At 72.1% G+C, this 16,078-nt stretch carries 14 protein-coding genes; 9 read left to right on the forward strand and 5 right to left on the reverse strand.

Features of this window, described 5'->3' with window-relative positions; genetic code table 11:
* Positions 1-38: 38 nt before the first annotated feature.
* Positions 39-1,007 carry a 3-hydroxyisobutyrate dehydrogenase gene (mmsB, locus tag GIS00_RS20605; RefSeq protein WP_322098213.1) on the reverse strand — a complete coding sequence of 323 codons (969 nt, stop codon included), beginning with the start codon at positions 1,005-1,007 and terminating at the stop codon, positions 39-41.
* 107 nt (positions 1,008-1,114) lie between these two features.
* On the opposite strand from mmsB, the gene GIS00_RS20610 reads away from it, so the two are divergent.
* From GIS00_RS20610 to GIS00_RS20620, 3 genes are all read left to right on the forward strand, one after another.
* Positions 1,115-2,029: a LysR family transcriptional regulator gene (locus tag GIS00_RS20610; protein ID WP_154770355.1), complete on the forward strand. Its 915-nt coding sequence runs from the start codon at positions 1,115-1,117 to the stop codon at positions 2,027-2,029.
* A gap of 64 nt (positions 2,030-2,093) precedes the next feature.
* Positions 2,094-3,197, forward strand: a complete 1,104-nt coding sequence (locus GIS00_RS20615) for an MBL fold metallo-hydrolase (RefSeq protein WP_154770356.1) — start codon at positions 2,094-2,096, stop codon at positions 3,195-3,197.
* 33 nt (positions 3,198-3,230) lie between these two features.
* Complete coding sequence (locus tag GIS00_RS20620; protein WP_154770357.1) at positions 3,231-4,751, forward strand: carboxyl transferase domain-containing protein; 1,521 nt, start codon at positions 3,231-3,233, stop codon at positions 4,749-4,751.
* 15 nt (positions 4,752-4,766) lie between these two features.
* Here the strand turns inward: GIS00_RS20620 and GIS00_RS20625 are convergent, their stop codons facing one another.
* Complete coding sequence (locus GIS00_RS20625) at positions 4,767-6,209, reverse strand: amidohydrolase family protein (RefSeq protein ID WP_154770358.1); 1,443 nt, start codon at positions 6,207-6,209, stop codon at positions 4,767-4,769.
* 199 nt (positions 6,210-6,408) lie between these two features.
* Between GIS00_RS20625 and GIS00_RS20630 the strand changes: the two genes are divergently transcribed.
* Both GIS00_RS20630 and GIS00_RS20635 read left to right on the forward strand, forming a co-directional pair.
* Positions 6,409-6,894: a group II truncated hemoglobin gene (locus GIS00_RS20630; RefSeq protein WP_154770359.1), complete on the forward strand. Its 486-nt coding sequence runs from the start codon at positions 6,409-6,411 to the stop codon at positions 6,892-6,894.
* 172 nt (positions 6,895-7,066) lie between these two features.
* Positions 7,067-7,432, forward strand: a complete 366-nt coding sequence (locus GIS00_RS20635) for a DUF1304 domain-containing protein (protein WP_322098215.1) — start codon at positions 7,067-7,069, stop codon at positions 7,430-7,432.
* 70 nt (positions 7,433-7,502) lie between these two features.
* Here the strand turns inward: GIS00_RS20635 and hisS are convergent, their stop codons facing one another.
* Complete coding sequence (hisS, locus tag GIS00_RS20640; RefSeq protein WP_154770361.1) at positions 7,503-8,762, reverse strand: histidine--tRNA ligase; 1,260 nt, start codon at positions 8,760-8,762, stop codon at positions 7,503-7,505.
* Between the two features lie 65 nt (positions 8,763-8,827).
* On the reverse strand, positions 8,828-9,490 hold the full coding sequence (locus tag GIS00_RS20645) for an MBL fold metallo-hydrolase (RefSeq protein WP_322098216.1): 663 nt from the start codon (positions 9,488-9,490) through the stop codon (positions 8,828-8,830).
* Between the two features lie 152 nt (positions 9,491-9,642).
* Here GIS00_RS20645 and GIS00_RS20650 point away from each other — a divergent pair, with 152 nt between their 5' ends.
* From GIS00_RS20650 to GIS00_RS20665, 4 genes are all read left to right on the forward strand, one after another.
* The gene (locus tag GIS00_RS20650) at positions 9,643-10,698 is read left to right on the forward strand and encodes a peptidylprolyl isomerase (protein WP_154770363.1); all 1,056 of its coding nucleotides are present in this window, start codon (positions 9,643-9,645) and stop codon (positions 10,696-10,698) included.
* 72 nt (positions 10,699-10,770) lie between these two features.
* Positions 10,771-11,907 (forward strand): DNA glycosylase AlkZ-like family protein, encoded by a 1,137-nt coding sequence (locus tag GIS00_RS20655; protein WP_154770364.1) that lies wholly within the window; start codon positions 10,771-10,773, stop codon positions 11,905-11,907.
* Positions 11,900-12,643, forward strand: a complete 744-nt coding sequence (locus tag GIS00_RS20660) for a lipoate--protein ligase family protein (protein WP_154770365.1) — start codon at positions 11,900-11,902, stop codon at positions 12,641-12,643. The genes GIS00_RS20655 and GIS00_RS20660 overlap by 8 nt, the downstream gene beginning before the upstream one ends.
* Positions 12,644-12,728: 85 nt before the next feature.
* Entirely contained in the window at positions 12,729-13,616 is an 888-nt protein-coding gene (locus tag GIS00_RS20665) for an extracellular catalytic domain type 1 short-chain-length polyhydroxyalkanoate depolymerase (RefSeq protein WP_154770366.1), read from the forward strand.
* A gap of 33 nt (positions 13,617-13,649) precedes the next feature.
* Here the strand turns inward: GIS00_RS20665 and GIS00_RS20670 are convergent, their stop codons facing one another.
* On the reverse strand, positions 13,650-16,034 hold the full coding sequence (locus tag GIS00_RS20670; RefSeq protein ID WP_322098217.1) for a RelA/SpoT family protein: 2,385 nt from the start codon (positions 16,032-16,034) through the stop codon (positions 13,650-13,652).
* Positions 16,035-16,078: the final 44 nt, after the last annotated feature.

Here is a 16,078-nt window from a genome sequence, read left to right on the forward strand (position 1 = left end):
GGTGTCTCAGGTGTTCGGGAGTCAGGCGTTCGAGCGCGTCAGGCCTCGGGGCGGGTGATCGTCCCGTCCACCAGTCTGACGAGCGAGGCGGTGTCCTTCCCGCCCCAGCCCAGTTCGATCATCTGGTCGAGGAAGGTACTCACCATCGTCGCGACCGGGAGATCGGTGTCGGTGGACTCGCCGGCCTCCAGCGCCAGGCCGAGGTCCTTGCGCATCAGGTTGACGGCGAAGCCACCCTCGAAATCCCGGTTCACGGCGGCGGTCTCGACCACGCCGGCGACCGGGTACCAGGTGCGCAGGGCCCAGCTCTCGCCGGAGGAGACCGAGGCGAGGTCGTAGAAGACCTTCGGGTCCAGACCGAGCCGCTCGGCCAGCACCGCACCCTCGGCGAGCCCGGCCATGTTGACCGCCAGCATCATGTTGTTCGCGCACTTGGCGGCCTGGCCGCTGCCCGGGCCACCGGTGTGGAAGATGCGGCCGGCCATCGCCTCGATGAGCGGGCGGACCTTCTCCAGGTTCTCCTCCGGGCCGCCGACCATGAAGGTCAGGGTGCCGGCCTGTGCGCCGGAGACACCGCCGGAGACCGGGGCGTCCAGGAACGGGAAGCCGCGGCCGGTGACGATCTCGTGCAGCTCGCGGGCGGTGGTGATGTCGATGGTGGAGCTGTCCACGACCAGCGCTCCCGCAGGCAGGTGGTCGAGGATGCCACCGGCGTCGGCCAGCGCCGACTTCACGTGCTTGCCCGCGGGCAGCATGGTGAAGACGACGTCGACGTCCTTCACGGCTTCCGCGGCGGAGGTCGCCACGCCGACGTTCTGCTCGGCCGCGTGGTCACGGGCCGCCTCGCTGAGGTCGAAGCCGGTCACCTGGTGTCCCGCCGCGACCAGGTTCGCCGCCATCGGGGTGCCCATGTTGCCCAGGCCGATCCAGGCCACCTTCATCTGGAACTCCTTCGTTCGCGTGTGGTGTCGTCGTGCGTCACCGGACATGGTCCGGGAGATGTCCATCCTTCTCCCCCAGCCTGCCACCCGGAAGCCGCAGACGCGCACCCAGGCTGTGCGAGAATGCACAGCCTGGGTGGCGGTCCGCCGCCGGGGCACGGAAGGCGGTCCGGATGGCGGCCAGACCCGACGACCTGCTGCTGCTGCTCGAGGTCGCCCGGTTCGGTTCCTTCGCCGCGGCGGGTGCTGCACTGGCCATGGACCACAGCACCATCTCCCGCCGGATCACCTCGCTGGAAAGGGATCTCGGCGGTCCGGTGGTGATCCGGGCGGCCGGCGGGGCCACGCTGACCGAGCTCGGGCGGAACCTGTTGGACAGCGCGGAACGCATCGAGCGCACGATGGCGGCGGTGTCCGAACTGGCCCGGGCGCCCGGTTTCGAGCCCACCGCACTGACCGGCATGGTGCGCATCGCCGCGCCGGACGCCTTCGGCGCCTGTTTCGTCGCGCCGGTGATCGCCCGGCTGCACCGGGCCCATCCCGCGGTCCGGCTCGAGCTGGTGACGGCGACCCGGCCGTTGGTGCAGGGCATCGGTTCGGACATCGAGATCGGCGTCGGGCAGCCGACCTCGCCGCGGCTGGAGACGCTGCTGCTGACCCGCTACTCGCTCGGCCTCTGGGCCGCGCCGGAGTACCTGGCCGCGAAAGGGACCCCGGAATCCGTGGCCGGGCTGGCCGACCACTCGCTCGTCTACTACGTCGACTCCCTGCTCCGGGTCGACGATCTCGCGCTGCTGCGCGAGCTGTTCCCGGCCGGCAGCGCCGAGGTCGGCTCGACCAACGTGCACGCACAGGTGCAGGCCGCCCTGGCCGGGGGCGGGATCGGGCTGCTGCCGAACTTCCTGGCCGGCCGGGAGGCCGGGCTGCGGCGGGTGCTGGCCGGCCAGGTGGACATCGTGCTGCAGTTCCGCGTGGCGCTGGCGCCGCGGGTGCTCCGCCGGCCGGCGTCCACCGCGGTGCTGCGGGCCCTGCAGGCGGAGGTGGCGGCACGCCAGGCGGAGCTGCTGCCCGGCCACCGGCCGGACTGAACCGCCGGCAGCGGGAAGGACAGGGCGGTGCGGGCGAGTTCCGGGGCGGTGCGACGATGGCCGGATGGCCGATGGGACGTCCACCGGCGGGAGGGTGGGTGCCGGAGTGTGCGGGATCGAGATCATCGGGGTCGACCAGCGGGATGCCTGGAAGGCCGGTGAGGTCCCCGGGGTGACGCAGGTGCGGCCGGGGATCTTCTCGCTGCCGGTGGTGTTCCCGGACAACCCGCTGCGCTACACGCTCTGCTACCTGTTCATGGACGCCGGCGGCCCGGTGCTGGTGGATCCAGGGTTCCACTCGCCGATCAGTCGCGCCTCGCTGGACGCGGTGCTGGCCCAGGTCGGCCTGCGCGCCGAGCAGGTCGCCGGGGTGGTCGTCACCCACGTCCACCCGGACCACCACGGGCTCTCGGCCGAGGTGACCGCGGTGTCGGGGTGCTGGGTGGGGATGCACCGGGACGAGGCCGCCTCGCTGGCCACCCTCGACGTCCCCGAGGAGGAGCGGCAGCGGCTGGACCGGACCTGGCTGGACCGGCTGGGCGTGCCGCCGGAGATCCGGCCGGAGATCGCCACCCGGATGGGCGAGGTCGCGGACCAACTGGCCCGGCCGACCGTGCTCTTCGACGACGGCGACCTGCTGCCGCTCACCGACCACCGGGTCCGCTGCGTGCACACCCCCGGGCACACGCCAGGCCACCTGTGCCTGTCGGTGGAGATGCCCGACGGCGGGAGGCTGTTCCTGTCCGGCGACCACGTGCTCCCCCGGATCAGCCCGCACATCGGCATGCAGCCGATCTCGGCCCCGCCGCCGCTGGTCCGGTACCTGGCATCGCTGCGCAAGGTGGCCGCGTTCGACGACGCCGAGGTGCTGCCCGGCCACGAGTGGCGGTTCCGCGGGCTGGCCCGCCGGGTCGACGAGCTGCTGGAGCACCACGAGCGGCGCTGCGCCGAGATCCTGGACACACTGGACCCGGATCCGGGCACCACCGCATGGGACCTGACGACCCGGCTGACCTGGTCACGAGGGTGGCCTGCGGTGCAGGGATACATGCGCCGGTCGGCATTGGCGGAGACGCTCGCGCACCTGCAACATCTGCAGGGGACGGGTCAGGTCCTGGAGCTGACCCCGGCCGGGACCGGCGCGAGCCGGTTCGTCCGGGCCGGCTGACGACACCGCACCACACGCGCGAGGAGCGACCAGATGAGCGTCCCCACCGTCCCCCCGGCTGCGGCCCGCAGGAACCGCCCGGGTGCCCGGGACCTGCTCGACATCGTGCTGGACGCCGATTCCTTCACCTCCTGGGACCAGCCGGTCGTCCGCCCGCCGGACCTGGACCCGGCCTACGTGGCCGACCTGGCCGCGGCCGCGCAGAAGTCCGGGGCCGACGAGGCGGTGCTGACCGGCGCCGGCAGCATCCGCGGCCGGCGGGTCGCCGTACTGGTCAGCGAGTTCCGCTTCCTGGCCGGATCCATCGGCATCGCCGCCGCGGACCGGATCGTCTCGGCGATCCGCCGGGCCACCGCCGAGGGCCTGCCGCTGCTCGCCGCGCCCGCCTCCGGCGGCACCCGGATGCAGGAGGGGACACCGGCTTTCGTGCAGATGGTGCGGATCACCGAGGCCATCGGCGCGCACCGGTCGGCCGGGTTGCCGTACCTGGTCTACCTGCGGCACCCGACGACCGGCGGGGTGTTCGCGTCCTGGGGCTCCCTCGGGCACGTGACGGTCGGCGAGCCGGGCGCGCTGGTCGGGTTCCTCGGGCCGAAGGTCTACGAGGCGCTCTACTCGGAACCCTTCCCCACCGGCGTGCAGACCTCGGAGAACCTGGCCGAGCACGGGCTCATCGACGCGGTGCTGCCGCCGGAACGGTTGCCGGACATCGCCTCCCGCGCGTTGAACGTGCTGGGTGGGCGGCGCCGCGGCTTCCCGCACGTGGACGCCCCGGGCGAGGAGCAGCAACCGGAGACCGACGCCTGGACCTCGATCGAGTACACCCGGCTGCCGCAGCGGCCCGGTGTCCGGGAGCTGCTGCGCTTCGCCGCCACCGACGTGGTCCCGCTCACCGGCACCGGGCAGGGCGAGTCGGACGCCGGGCTGCAGCTGGTGCTGGCCCGCTTCTCCGGAGTGCCCTGCGTGCTGCTCGGACAGGACCGGGCAACCCAGATCGGCAGCACCCCATTGGGTCCCGCGGCGCTGCGGGTGGCCCGGCGCGGCATGAAGCTCGCCGCCGAGCTGGAGCTGCCCCTGGTGTCGGTCATCGACACCCCGGGGGCCGCCCTGTCCAAGGATGCCGAGGAGGGCGGCCTGGCCGGCGAGATCGCCCGCTGCCTGGCCGATCTCGTCGCTCTGCAGGCACCGGCGGTGTGTGTGCTGCTCGGCCAGGGCTCGGGTGGCGGGGCGATGGCCCTGCTGCCGGCGGACCGGGTGATCGCCGCCCGGCACGCCTGGCTCTCCCCGCTGCCACCGGAGGGCGCATCGGCGATCGTCCATGCCGGTGACGTCTCGCACGCCGCGGAGATGGCTGCGGCACAAGGGGTCCGGGCGATCGACCTGCGCCGCCGCGGCATCGTCGACCGTATCGTGCCGGAGTACGAGCACGCCGCCCAGGAGTCGGCGGCCTTCAGCCGGCGGATGGGTGCGGTGCTGGCCCAGGAGATGAGCGTACTGATCTCCCGGCCGGCCGGGGAACGAATGGCCCGGCGCGGCAGCCGGTACGCCTTCTGACAGCCGGCCGGGGTCTCAGATCCCGGCCTGCGCCCGCAGCTCGGCGAGCGCCTGTGCGGACTCGTCCAGCAGCGCCGGCACGTCGATGCCGACCAGTCGGCCGTCCCGCTTGTGGATCACCCCGTCGACCATGACCAGGTCGACGTCGGCCGGGTGCGCGGCGCGGACCAGCAGCGTGGTGGCGTCCTTCACCGGTGCGGTGCCGATCCGGTCGGTCCGGACCAGGACGACATCCGCCGGGCGGCCGACCGCCAAGGTCCCGGCGACGTCGCCCAGACCGAGAGTGGCGGCTCCCCCGGCGGTGGCCCACTCCAGCACCGTCGCGTCGGTGACGACCGACTGGGTCCGCCGTGATCCGGCGGCCAGGTCGGCGGTCAGCTTCATCACCGAGAACATGTCGATCGAGCCGGCCAGCACGACGTTGTCCACCGACAGGCCCAGCGCCACACCCGCGTCCTGCAGCTCGGCGACCGGCGGGATGCCGTACCCCACTTCGAGTTCCGTCCACGGGCTGATCGACACCGGCGATCCGGACCGGGCGGCGAGGTCCATCTGCGCGGTGGTCGCCCCGGTGAGATGCACCAGCTGCACGTCCGCCCCGAGCCCGTCCGCCGCGGCCAGCGCGGCGATGCCGCCGAGGGCCGCCGCATCGGGATCCGAGGCCGCATGGGTGGTGATCGGCAGGCCGAGCTCGCGGGCCGCGGCCCACTCCGCCTGCCAGGTCGCGGTGTCCGACCGGTCCGGGCCACGGGCGCAGATCCCCAGTGACACCAGGCCTTCCGGCATCCGTCCGGCCAGCTGCGCCAAGTGGTCCAGGTCCATGGTCCGGTCGGCCGCGATGTCCTGCGGGTAGCCGTAGGCGAGGCGTCCGCGGATGCCGGAGGCGGTCATCGCCGACAGTTCCGCCTCGGCATGCTCGGCGCTGCGGGTGTTGTGCGCCCAGTTGTGCACCGTGGTGATGCCGGCCGCCAGCCCTTCGGCGATCGCCAGCCGGACGCCGAGCGCGTGGTGCTCCGGGGTGAACAGCGGGGACAGCGCGGCCATGCTCGGCGCGAATCCACCCTTGGCGGTGGCTGCCATCCCGCGGGCCACCGAGTTCCACATGTGCCAGTGCGTGTCGACCAATCCGGGCAGCGCGACACAGTCTGCTGCATCGATGATCTCGGTGCCCTCCGGCACATCGGGCACGCTCCCGATCGCAGTGATCGTGCCGTCCTCGACCAGGATGTCCGCGCCGGACAGCTCGCCCTGCGCCGTCATGGTGAGGACGGAGGACGCGCCGCGGATCAACACCCGGGCCGGCGTCGACGGTCCGGCGGTCGTCGCCGAGGTCGTCGCCGAGGTCATGGCGGGGGTTGTCGCTGCGGCATCCGGTTCGCCGGTGCAGGCACCGAGCAGCGGTGCCAACGGCGCGGCGGCGGCCAGCCGGAACAGGTCTCGTCGGGTCGGTCGGGCCATGGGAATTCCCCTCGGTCGTGTCGGACACCCGGGCCGCACGCAGGGCGGCACCGGCGATCACTGCCGAAGTACCCGCAGTTTGTCAGGACAAAGTGTGCGGGTGTTCACAGCCCGGGCCGCCGACCCGGACCGTCAGCTGTCGGCGAAACCTCTACATCCATGGCCCTGACCTGCACGGATGCGTCTACGATGATCGCCCATGGGGACGCTCTACGAGCATGCGGGCCGGGAACCGGGGCTGCACCGTCTGGAGGCACACTTCTACGCGAGCGTGCTCGCGGACCCGTTGCTGCAGCCGTTGTTCGGGGACGGCAAGCCGGAGCACGTCGATCACCTGACGGCGTTCACCGCGGAATCGTTCGGTGGACCCGACCGGTTCAGCCGGGAACTGGGCTTCCGGCACCTGATCGAGGTGCACCGCGGCCTGAACATCACCGAGGAGCAGCGGCGCCGGTTCGTCGAGCTCTACCTGCAGGCGCTGGACGCCACCGAGATGCCCGAGGACGAGGAGTTCCGGACGGCGGTCCGTGAGCACGTCGAGTTCGGCACCCAGGTGGCGATGCAGAACTCGCACGCCCACGACGAGTCCGAGCTGCATCCCCTCCGCGAGGTGCCGCGCTGGACCTGGGCGGGCGACGATCCCGGTTCCGCTCCCGGTTCGGCGGAGGACCGGACCGGGACCTAGGGCATATCTCCCGACCCTGGATCGTCGCGAGCGCCGTCCTGGTGGGCCGTCGGCAAGGCGGTCGAGGAGCTGGGAATCCTGTTGGCTTTCCGACGAGACCAACGATGCCGACGGTCTGACAGGGCGGTGCGCAGCAGATTCGGGGTCGGGAGACATGCCCTACGCTTTCCCGGTGCTCGTTCTCGGACAGATCCTGGTCGGCCTGGTCGCGCTGATCCACGTCTACATCGTGGTGCTGGAGATGTTCCTCTGGCAGGCCCCGCGCACCCGCGCCACCTTCGGCACCACCGCGGAGTTCGCGAAGGCGTCGGCCGCGCTGGCGGCGAACCAGGGCCTGTACAACGGATTCCTGGTCGCGGGACTGGTCTGGGGCCTGCTCGCCCGGGACCCGCTGCGCTGGCAGGTGGAGATCTTCTTCCTGGCCTGCGTCGCGATCGCCGGCATCTACGGCGCAGCCTCCGTCAGCCGCCGGATCCTGTTCGTGCAGACCGTTCCCGCGGTGCTCGCCGGGCTCTTCGTGCTGCTCGGCCGGAGCTGACCCCTCGCGGATTCTGAACATCCGGTGGCCCTGTGGGGCATCGGATGTTCAGAATCCGCGAGGGGTGCCTTCAGGCCAGGAGCTCCCGCACCGCGTCCACCGATTCCGCGAGCGGCACCGACCGCTGCTCGCCGGAGACGAGATCCCGCACCACCACGGCACCCTCGGCCAGATCGCGATCACCGAGGATCAGCGCCACCCGGGCGCCGGAGCTGTCCGCGGACTTCATCGCGGCCTTCAGACCCCGCCCGCCGTAGGACCTGTCGACCCGGACACCGGCCGCGCGCAGCTTCCCGGCGAGCACCGCCAGCTCCAGCGAGGCGGCCTCCCCCATCGGCACCCCGTAGACCTCGCAGCGCGCCGTGGTGCCGACCTCGAGACCCTCGGCGTCGGCAGCCAGCAGCGCCCGGTCCACCCCGAGCCCGTACCCGATGCCGGACAGCGCCTGCCCGCCGAGCTCGGCCATCAGACCGTCGTAGCGGCCGCCGCCGCCCATCCCGGACTGCGCCCCCAGGCCCGGGTGCACGTACTCGAAGGTGGTGCGGGTGTAGTAGTCCAGCCCGCGCACCATCCGCGGGTTCAGCACGTACGGCACGCCCAGCGCGTCCAGCACCGTGCGCACCTGCGCGAAGTGGGCGGCGCAGTCGGCACAGAGATGGTCGATCATCAGCGGTGCATCGGTCAGCAGTTCCTGCACCTGCGGCCGCTTGTCGTCCAGCACCCGCAACGGGTTGAGCCGCGCGCGTTCCCTGGTCGGCTCGTCCAGCGGCAGCCCGTCCAGGAAGGACTGCAGCAGTTCCCGGTAGGCCGGCCGGCAGGCCGCGTCACCCAGCGAGGTCAGCTCGATCCGGTAGCCGGTCAGCCCGATGGCGGAGAACCCCTCGTGGCCGACGGCGATCACCTCGGCGTCCAGCGCCGGGTCGTCGCTGCCGATGGCCTCGATGCCGACCTGGTGGAACTGCCGGTACCGGCCGGCCTGCGGCCGCTCTGCCCGGAAGAACTCGCCCGAGTAGACGAGCTTCACCGGCAGCGCGCCACGGTCCATGCCGTGCTCGATGACCGCTCGCATCACCCCGGCGGTGCCCTCCGGCCGCAGCGTGATCGACCGATCGCCCCGGTCGGTGAAGGTGTACATCTCCTTCGACACCACGTCCGTCGACTCACCGACGCCCCGGGTGAACAGCTCCGTCGACTCGAACATCGGCAGCTCGATCAGCCCGTAGCCGGCCCGGTCCGCCGCGCCCACCAGATGCCCGCGGACGGCGTCGAACCGCCGGGACACCGGCGGGTAGTAGTCGGGAACGCCCTTGGGTCCTTCGATGTGCGCCATGTCGTCTTTCCGTGCAGGTGCTGTGTGCTGTGAGTCGGGTGTTGCTCTGTGTCGGTGTGGCCGGGTCAGGCCAGGAAGGGGTTGCCGCGGCGCTCGGCGCCGATGGTGCTGGTCGGTCCGTGGCCGGGCAGCACGAGGGCGTCGTCCGGGCGGACCAGCAGATGCTGCGCGATCGACTCCAGCAGTTGCGCACCGTCGCCGCCGGGCAGGTCGCTGCGGCCGATCGACCCGGCGAACAGCGTGTCGCCGGTCAGCAGCAGCTCCGGACGCTCGCCCTCGGCGGCGATCCGGTAGACCACCGAGCCCTGCGTGTGGCCCGGGGTGTGGTCAATCTCCAAACGCAGGCCGGCCAGTTCGATCCCGTCCACGCCGTCGATCCCGGACACCTCCGGCGGCCGCAGACCGGTCAGCGGCATGTCGGCCAGCGCGGACTGCAGCATCGGGCTCAGCCCGGCCAGCGGGTCGTCCAACAGGTGCTCGTCGGCGTCGTGCAGGTACGCGGTGACCCCCGCCGCGCGGCAGACGGCGGCCGCGTCGGCGACGTGGTCCAGGTGTCCGTGGGTGAGGAGCACGGCGGCGAGGGTGAGCCGGTGCTCGTCCAGCGTCGCCTGCAGACGTGCGGCGGCGTCCTGCCCGGGATCGACGACCAGGCAGGGACCGCCCGGCGCAGCGGCGAGCACGTAGCAGTTGGCCTGGAAGGATCCGGCCGGGAATCCGGCGATGAGCACGAGGGCCACCTTAGTCGGCGGTCCCGGGCGTCCCGCCGGAGAGGATGCACAGGCCGTTCTCATGCCAACTCACCGAGGGCTCCGCGCCGGTCACCTAGACTCACCGGCCGGGGATCGGTACGGATACCCCGGGTCAGCGCAGGAGGAACAGGGTGCCCAGCAACCAGCAGCGTCGCGAGGCCGCGAAGCGCAAGCTCGAGCGGCAGCTCGTCCGGCGCGCGGAGCGGGCCCGCAAGCAGCGGCAGCGGCTCGCGGTGGTCGGAGTGGTGGCGGCGATCCTGATCGCCGGTGGTGTGGTCTGGCTGGTCACCCGCCCGGCGTCCAGCACCGCCTCCGAGGCCGGCAGCTCGACCGGCACCGACGAGACCACCTCGACCGGCCCCACCACCCCGTGCAGCTACCCCACCGAGGGTCAGATGGCGGCGGTGAAGGAGGCGTCGGCACCGACGAACCTCTACCCCGCCAACACCGGCACCATCGACGCGGTGATGACGCTCAACGGCACCCCGGTGACCATCACCCTGGACCGGGAGACGGCCCCGTGCGCGGTCAACTCCTTCGTCTCGCTGGCGTCCCAGGGCTTCTACAACGACACCGCGTGCTGGCGGCTGACCGCCAGCCCGGCGCTGAACATCCTGCAGTGCGGTGACCCGAGCGGACTGGGCAACGGCGGGCCGGGCTACTCCTACGCCACCGAGGCCACCGCGACCGACCCGACCGCGTCGGGTGCCTACGAGTACAAGCGCGGCACCGTTGCCGTGGCCAACTCCTCCAGCGCCTACTCGACCGGCGACACCAACGGCTCGCAGTTCTTCATCGCCTACAAGGACTCCACGCTGCCGACGCAGTACACCGTGCTCGGCACCATCTCCGAGGACGGCATGGCGGCCATCGACGCCGTCGCCGACCAGGGCGTGACCGACGACGCGCAGACCGGCAAGCCGGTGGGCGCCGCGGACATCAGCACCATCACGGTGCCGGAGGACGCGGTCCAGCAGAGCGGCGTCTACACCACGCCGTCCTCGGCCACCGAGTCGGTGCCGACCGACGTCCCCACCGACACCGTGCCGACCGATTCCGTGGATCCCTCTGCCTCGGAGTCCTCTGAGTCCTCTGAGTCCTCTGAGTCCACCGGGTCCACCGGGTCGACCGACACCACCGAGTCGGGGGCGGCGACCACGAGCGAGACCGAGGCGCCCACCTCCTGACCGGTGCCTCCCGCTGACGAAGGCGGGCCGCTGTCGTGCCACGGGGGTAGAACTGGTCCGGGGTGATGCTGGATGGGCGCGAAGGCGCAGCAGGTGACGGCCGCGCAGGTCCGGGCGTACCGGATCCTGGCCTCCGGGTTGGACCGCAGCGCCGCGTCCGTCGCCGGCCTCGGCGTGCTGGACCTGGGTGTGCAGGACACCGGCGGCTGGTCGGTGCTGGCCCTGGGCAACCGGTTGCCGGCCGACCACGGGCCGGTGGACGTCGGCACCCCCGGGTCGTCCTCGGACCTGGCGCTGGCCTGGTCGCTGCGCGGGACTCCGCACGTACACCGGCGGTCGGATCTGCCGGTGATGGCGGCCGCCATCTGGCCGCGGAACAGCGACGACGCGAAGGCCCGGCTGATGGGCCGCGGCGACGCCCTGGTGGGTGCCGGGATCGATCCGTTGCAGGCGCTGGCCGATGCGGCCGGTGCCTTCCGCTCGGCGGTGACCACGACGATGACCAAGGGCGAGGCCAGCACCGCCGTCCGTGAGGCCGGGCCGCCGGAGATCTCCGCGTTCTGCCGCGCCTGCGAGGTCGTGCACCCGATGGAGCAGCTGTTCCGGCTCGCGGCGCTGCCCGGCGGGGTCGGTGCGGTACCGGACACCCGGCCGATCGAGCTGGCCCGGTTGCGGCCGGCGGTGCGGTTGCCGAAGCAGCACGACGGCAGTGACGGACTGGTCGATCGGTACCTGGACCGGTACGGCTGCGGCAGCGCCGCGGAGATCGGCGCGTTCCTCGGCACCTCGGCCGCGGCGATCGCACCCGATCTGCCGGACACGGTGCGGGTCACCGTCGACGGGCACCCGGGACTCAGCACCGACGATCACCTGTCGCGGATCCAGGAGGTGGACGTCGACGCCGCTCGGGCCGTGGTCCGGCTGCTGCCGCCGGGCGACCCGCTGCTCTCGGCCCGCGACCGGTCGGTGCTCACCGACGACACCGAACAGCGCAAGGCGCTCTGGCCGCACATCGGCACCCCCGGCGCGGTGCTGGCGGGCGGTCGCATCGTCGGTGCATGGCGGCCGAAGCGGTCCGGGAAGAAGCTGACCGTCACCGTCGCACTGTGGGGCAGGCTGACGAAGGTGCAGCGGGCGGAGCTTGCGGACGAGGCGGTGCTCGCCGCGTCGCTGCGTGGGGCCGTGACGGGAGAACTGGCCGGTGCCTGACCGTCTCGTCGTGCTGGACCACCCGCAGGTGCTCGACCCGATGATCGACATCGCCGTCGGCCCGGCCATGCTGGCCGCCGCACGCTCGAGCGGGACTGCGCTGCTGCGGATCTCGCGGCCCGCGCCGACCGTGGCCCTGTCCGGGCGCGACTGCAACTCCCCCGGCAAGGACCTCGCGGTCGCCGCTGCCCTCGCGCACGGGTTCACCCCGGTCCGGCGTGGTCCCGGCGGACGCGCGGTCGCCTACCACACCGGTTGCCTGTGCCTGGATCTCGTCGAGCCGGCGCCCGAGTTCGGTGGTATCGCCGAACGTTTCGACCGGCTGACCGGGGTGTTGCTCGCCGCACTCACCGCCGTCGGGGTGGACGGCGGGATCGGCGAAACCCCGGGCGAGTACTGCGCCGGCGACCACAGCATCCACGACGGAATGGGGCACAAGCTGGCCGGCACCGCCCAGCGCCTGGTGCCCGGCGCGGCCCTGTTCAGTGCGGTGATCGTGGTCGACGACCCGCTGCCGGTGCGGGACGTACTGGTCGACGTCTACGCGGCGCTGGGACTGGACTGGGATCCGGCGACCGTCGGTGCGGCCCGGTCGGTCTCGGCAGCCGCCGATCCCGACGGGCTGACCCGCGCCCTGGTGCACGCTTTCGCGGGCGGTGCATCGATCGAGGTGCGGGAGCTCCCGGAGTCCGTGCTCGCCGATGCCGCCGCCCGCCGCGACCGCCACCGGGTGTAACCCCAAACGGCTGCGACATCCGGTCACATCGGAACCGCATGGTCCGTGCACAGTTCCTGGACATCCGGCGCCCAGGGTCGCTGACATGGGCCGGATCCCGCACCGACTTGCTGTCGCCGCGACGCTCGCCGTGGTGCTGACGGCCGCGGGATGCACCCGGGACCCCACCGCCGGACCCGCGACCCCGACGGCCGGCACCACGTCGGCACCCACCGGGGCGCAGGACCGGACGGTCGCGCTGACCGTCGACGGCGTCGAGCGGGAGTACCTGCTGCACGTGCCGCCGGGGACGACCGGACCGATCCCGCTGGTGGTGATGCTGCACGGCGGGGGTGGCAGTGCCCGGCAGGCCCGGAACGCCTACGGCTGGGACGATGTCGCCGACCGGGAGGGCTTCGCCGTCGCCTATCCGGACGGACTGCACCGGGCCTGGAACGTCGGCGGCGGGTGTTGCGGGCAACCCGGGACGAGCGGATCCGACGACGTCGGATTCGTCGGCGCGGTGGTGCAGGACGCCGCCGGCCGGCTGCCCGTCGATCCGGCGCGGGTGTACGCCACCGGGATGTCCAACGGCGCGATGATGACGCACCGGCTGGCCTGCGACACCGATCTGTTCGCCGCGGTCGCCCCGGTGGCCGGCACCCGGCTCGGCGACTGCGCCGACCCGGCCCCGATCTCGCTGCTGGAGATCCACGGCACCGCCGACGACCGGGTGCTCTACGACGGATCGCCGTCGGTGGTCGGTCCGGCACACATCGACGGACCGCCCGTGGTCGACCTGGTCGCCGACTGGCGGGCGATCGACGACTGCCCGGCGCCCCAGCAGAGCACGACCGGCAACCAGGAGATCAGCACCGCGGAGTGCCCGGGCGGGCGCACCGTCGAACTGGTGACCATCGACGGCGGTGGGCACGAGTGGCCGGAGGACGCCACGGAGGAGATCTGGGCGTTCTTCGCCGCCCACCCCGGCTGACCGGCCGCCACCCCGGCTGACCGGGCGCTCACATCAGGCGCTGGTCACCCGGTACACGTCGTAGACGCCCTCGACCCCGCGGATGGCGCGGAGCAGGTGACCCAGGTGGGCCGGATCGGCCATCTCGAAGGAGAAGCGCGAGATCGCCATCCGGTCCTTGGACATCGACAGGTTCGCCGACAGGATGTTGACCTTCTCGTCGGCCAGCGTCTTGGTGATGTCGGACAGCAGGCGGTGCCGGTCCAGCGCCTCGACCTGGACGGTGACCAGGAAAATGGACGCCGAGTTCGGGTCCCAGCTGACCGGGACCAGCCGCTCGGACTCCTCGCGGAGCGCGGCGGCGTTGGTGCAGTCGGTCCGGTGCACCGACACCGCGCCACCCTTGGTGATGAACCCGAGGATCTCGTCGCCGGGCACCGGGGTGCAGCAGCGGGCCAGCTTGACCTGGATGTCACCGACGCCGGTGACCAGCACGCCGACATCCTTGATGGTGCGCGGACGCCGGGTGATCGCGGACGAGGTGCGCTCGGCGACCTCCTCGCCGGCCTCCTCCTCGCCGCCGAGGTACGAGACGACCTTCGCCACCACGGTTTTCGCGGAGACGTGGTTCTCGCCGACAGCGGCGTACAGGGCCGCGATGTCGCGGTAGGCCAGGTCGTGCGCGGCCGCGGCCAGCGCCTCGTGGGAGATCAGCCGCTGCACCGGTAGCCCCTCGCGGCGGGCCGCCTTGGTGATCGCCTCCTTGCCGAGGTCGACCGCCTCCTCGCGGCGTTCCTTGGCGAAGTGCTGCCGGATCTTGGTCTTCGCCCGGGACGACCGGACGAAGCCCAGCCAGTCCCGGCTGGGGCCGGCGGTCGGCGCCTTGGAGGTGAAGATCTCGACGATCTGACCGTTGGTCAGCTCCTTCTCCAGCGCCACCAGCCGGCCGTCGACCTTGGCGCCGATGCACCGGTTGCCGACCTCGGTGTGCACCGAGTACGCGAAGTCCACCGGCGTGGAACCGGCTGGCAGCTGGTGGATGTCGCCCTTCGGCGTGAAGACGAAGATCTCGCTGGACGCCATCTCGAAGCGCAGGTTGTCCAGGAACTCACCGGCGTCGCCGGCCTCCCGCTGCCAGTCGAGCAGCTGGCGCATCCACGCCATCTCCTCGACGGCCGTGGCGGCGCCGCTGTGCGTGCCGCGGGTCTCCTTGTACCGCCAGTGCGCGGCGATGCCGTACTCGGCGGTGTGGTGCATCTCGTAGGTGCGGATCTGCACCTCCAGCGGCTTGCCCTGCGGGCCGATCACGGTGGTGTGCAGCGACTGGTAGACGCCGTACCGGGGCTGCGCGATGTAGTCCTTGAACCGGCCCGGCATGGGCGCCCAGAGCGCATGCACCACGCCCATCACGGCGTAGCACTCGCGCACGCTGCCGACCAGGATGCGGACCGCGACGAGGTCGTGGATCTCGTCGAATTCGCGTCCGCGGACCTGCATCTTCTGGTAGATCGAGTAGTAGTGCTTGCCACGGCCGATGACCTCGGCCGGGATCTTGGCCCCGCTCAGTTCGGTGTTCAGCCGGGCGGTGACATCGGCGAGGTAGGTGTCACGCGACGGCGCGCGGTCGGCGACCAGCCGGACGATCTCGTCGTAGCGCTTGGAGTGCAGGATCGCGAAGGCCAGATCCTCCAGCTCCCACTTGATGGTCGCCATGCCGAGCCGGTGGGCCAGCGGCGCCAGCACCTCGAGGGTCTCCCGCGCCTTGCGGGCCTGCTTCTCCGGCGGCAGGAACCGCATGGTGCGCATGTTGTGCAGCCGGTCGGACAGCTTGATGACCAGCACTCGCGGGTCCTGGGCCATCGCGATGATCATCTTGCGAATGGTCTCGGCCTCGGTGGCGTCGCCGAACTTGACCTTGTCCAGCTTGGTGACGCCGTCGACCAGGTGCGCGACCTCGTCGCCGAAGTCCCGGCGGACGTCGTCCTTGGTGTACGGGGTGTCCTCGACGGTGTCGTGCAGCAGCCCAGCGACCAGCGTGGTGGTGTCCATGCCGAGGTCCGCGAGGATGGTCGCGACCGCCAGCGGGTGCGTGATGTAGGGATCGCCGGACTTGCGGAACTGCCCGCGGTGCGCCGCCTCGGCCACCTCGTAGGCCTTTTGCAGGACCTTCAGGTCGGCCTTCGGGTGCAGCGCACGGTGCGCGGCGAAGAGCGGCTCCAGCACCACGTTCCGGGTGGGCGGCGGGGCGGAGGTCCGCTGGCCGCTCATCCGGCGGGTCAGCCGGGCACGCACCCGGCGGGTGGCCGACAGCGGGGCGGTGGTGGGCTCCGCGGCAACTTCCCCGGCAACTGCCGCCGCAGCTTTGTCGTCGGTGGCGGGCGCGCCGGAGGTCTCGGTCACCGCGGCGTTGCCGCCACGGCCCGTCGTGTCCGCTGCCACGCCGACCTCCTGTTCACCGGTTGTCCGGAACTCCCACCCACCAG

Source organism: Nakamurella alba (genome assembly GCF_009707545.1).
Classification (GTDB): Bacteria; Actinomycetota; Actinomycetes; order Mycobacteriales; family Nakamurellaceae; genus Nakamurella; species Nakamurella alba.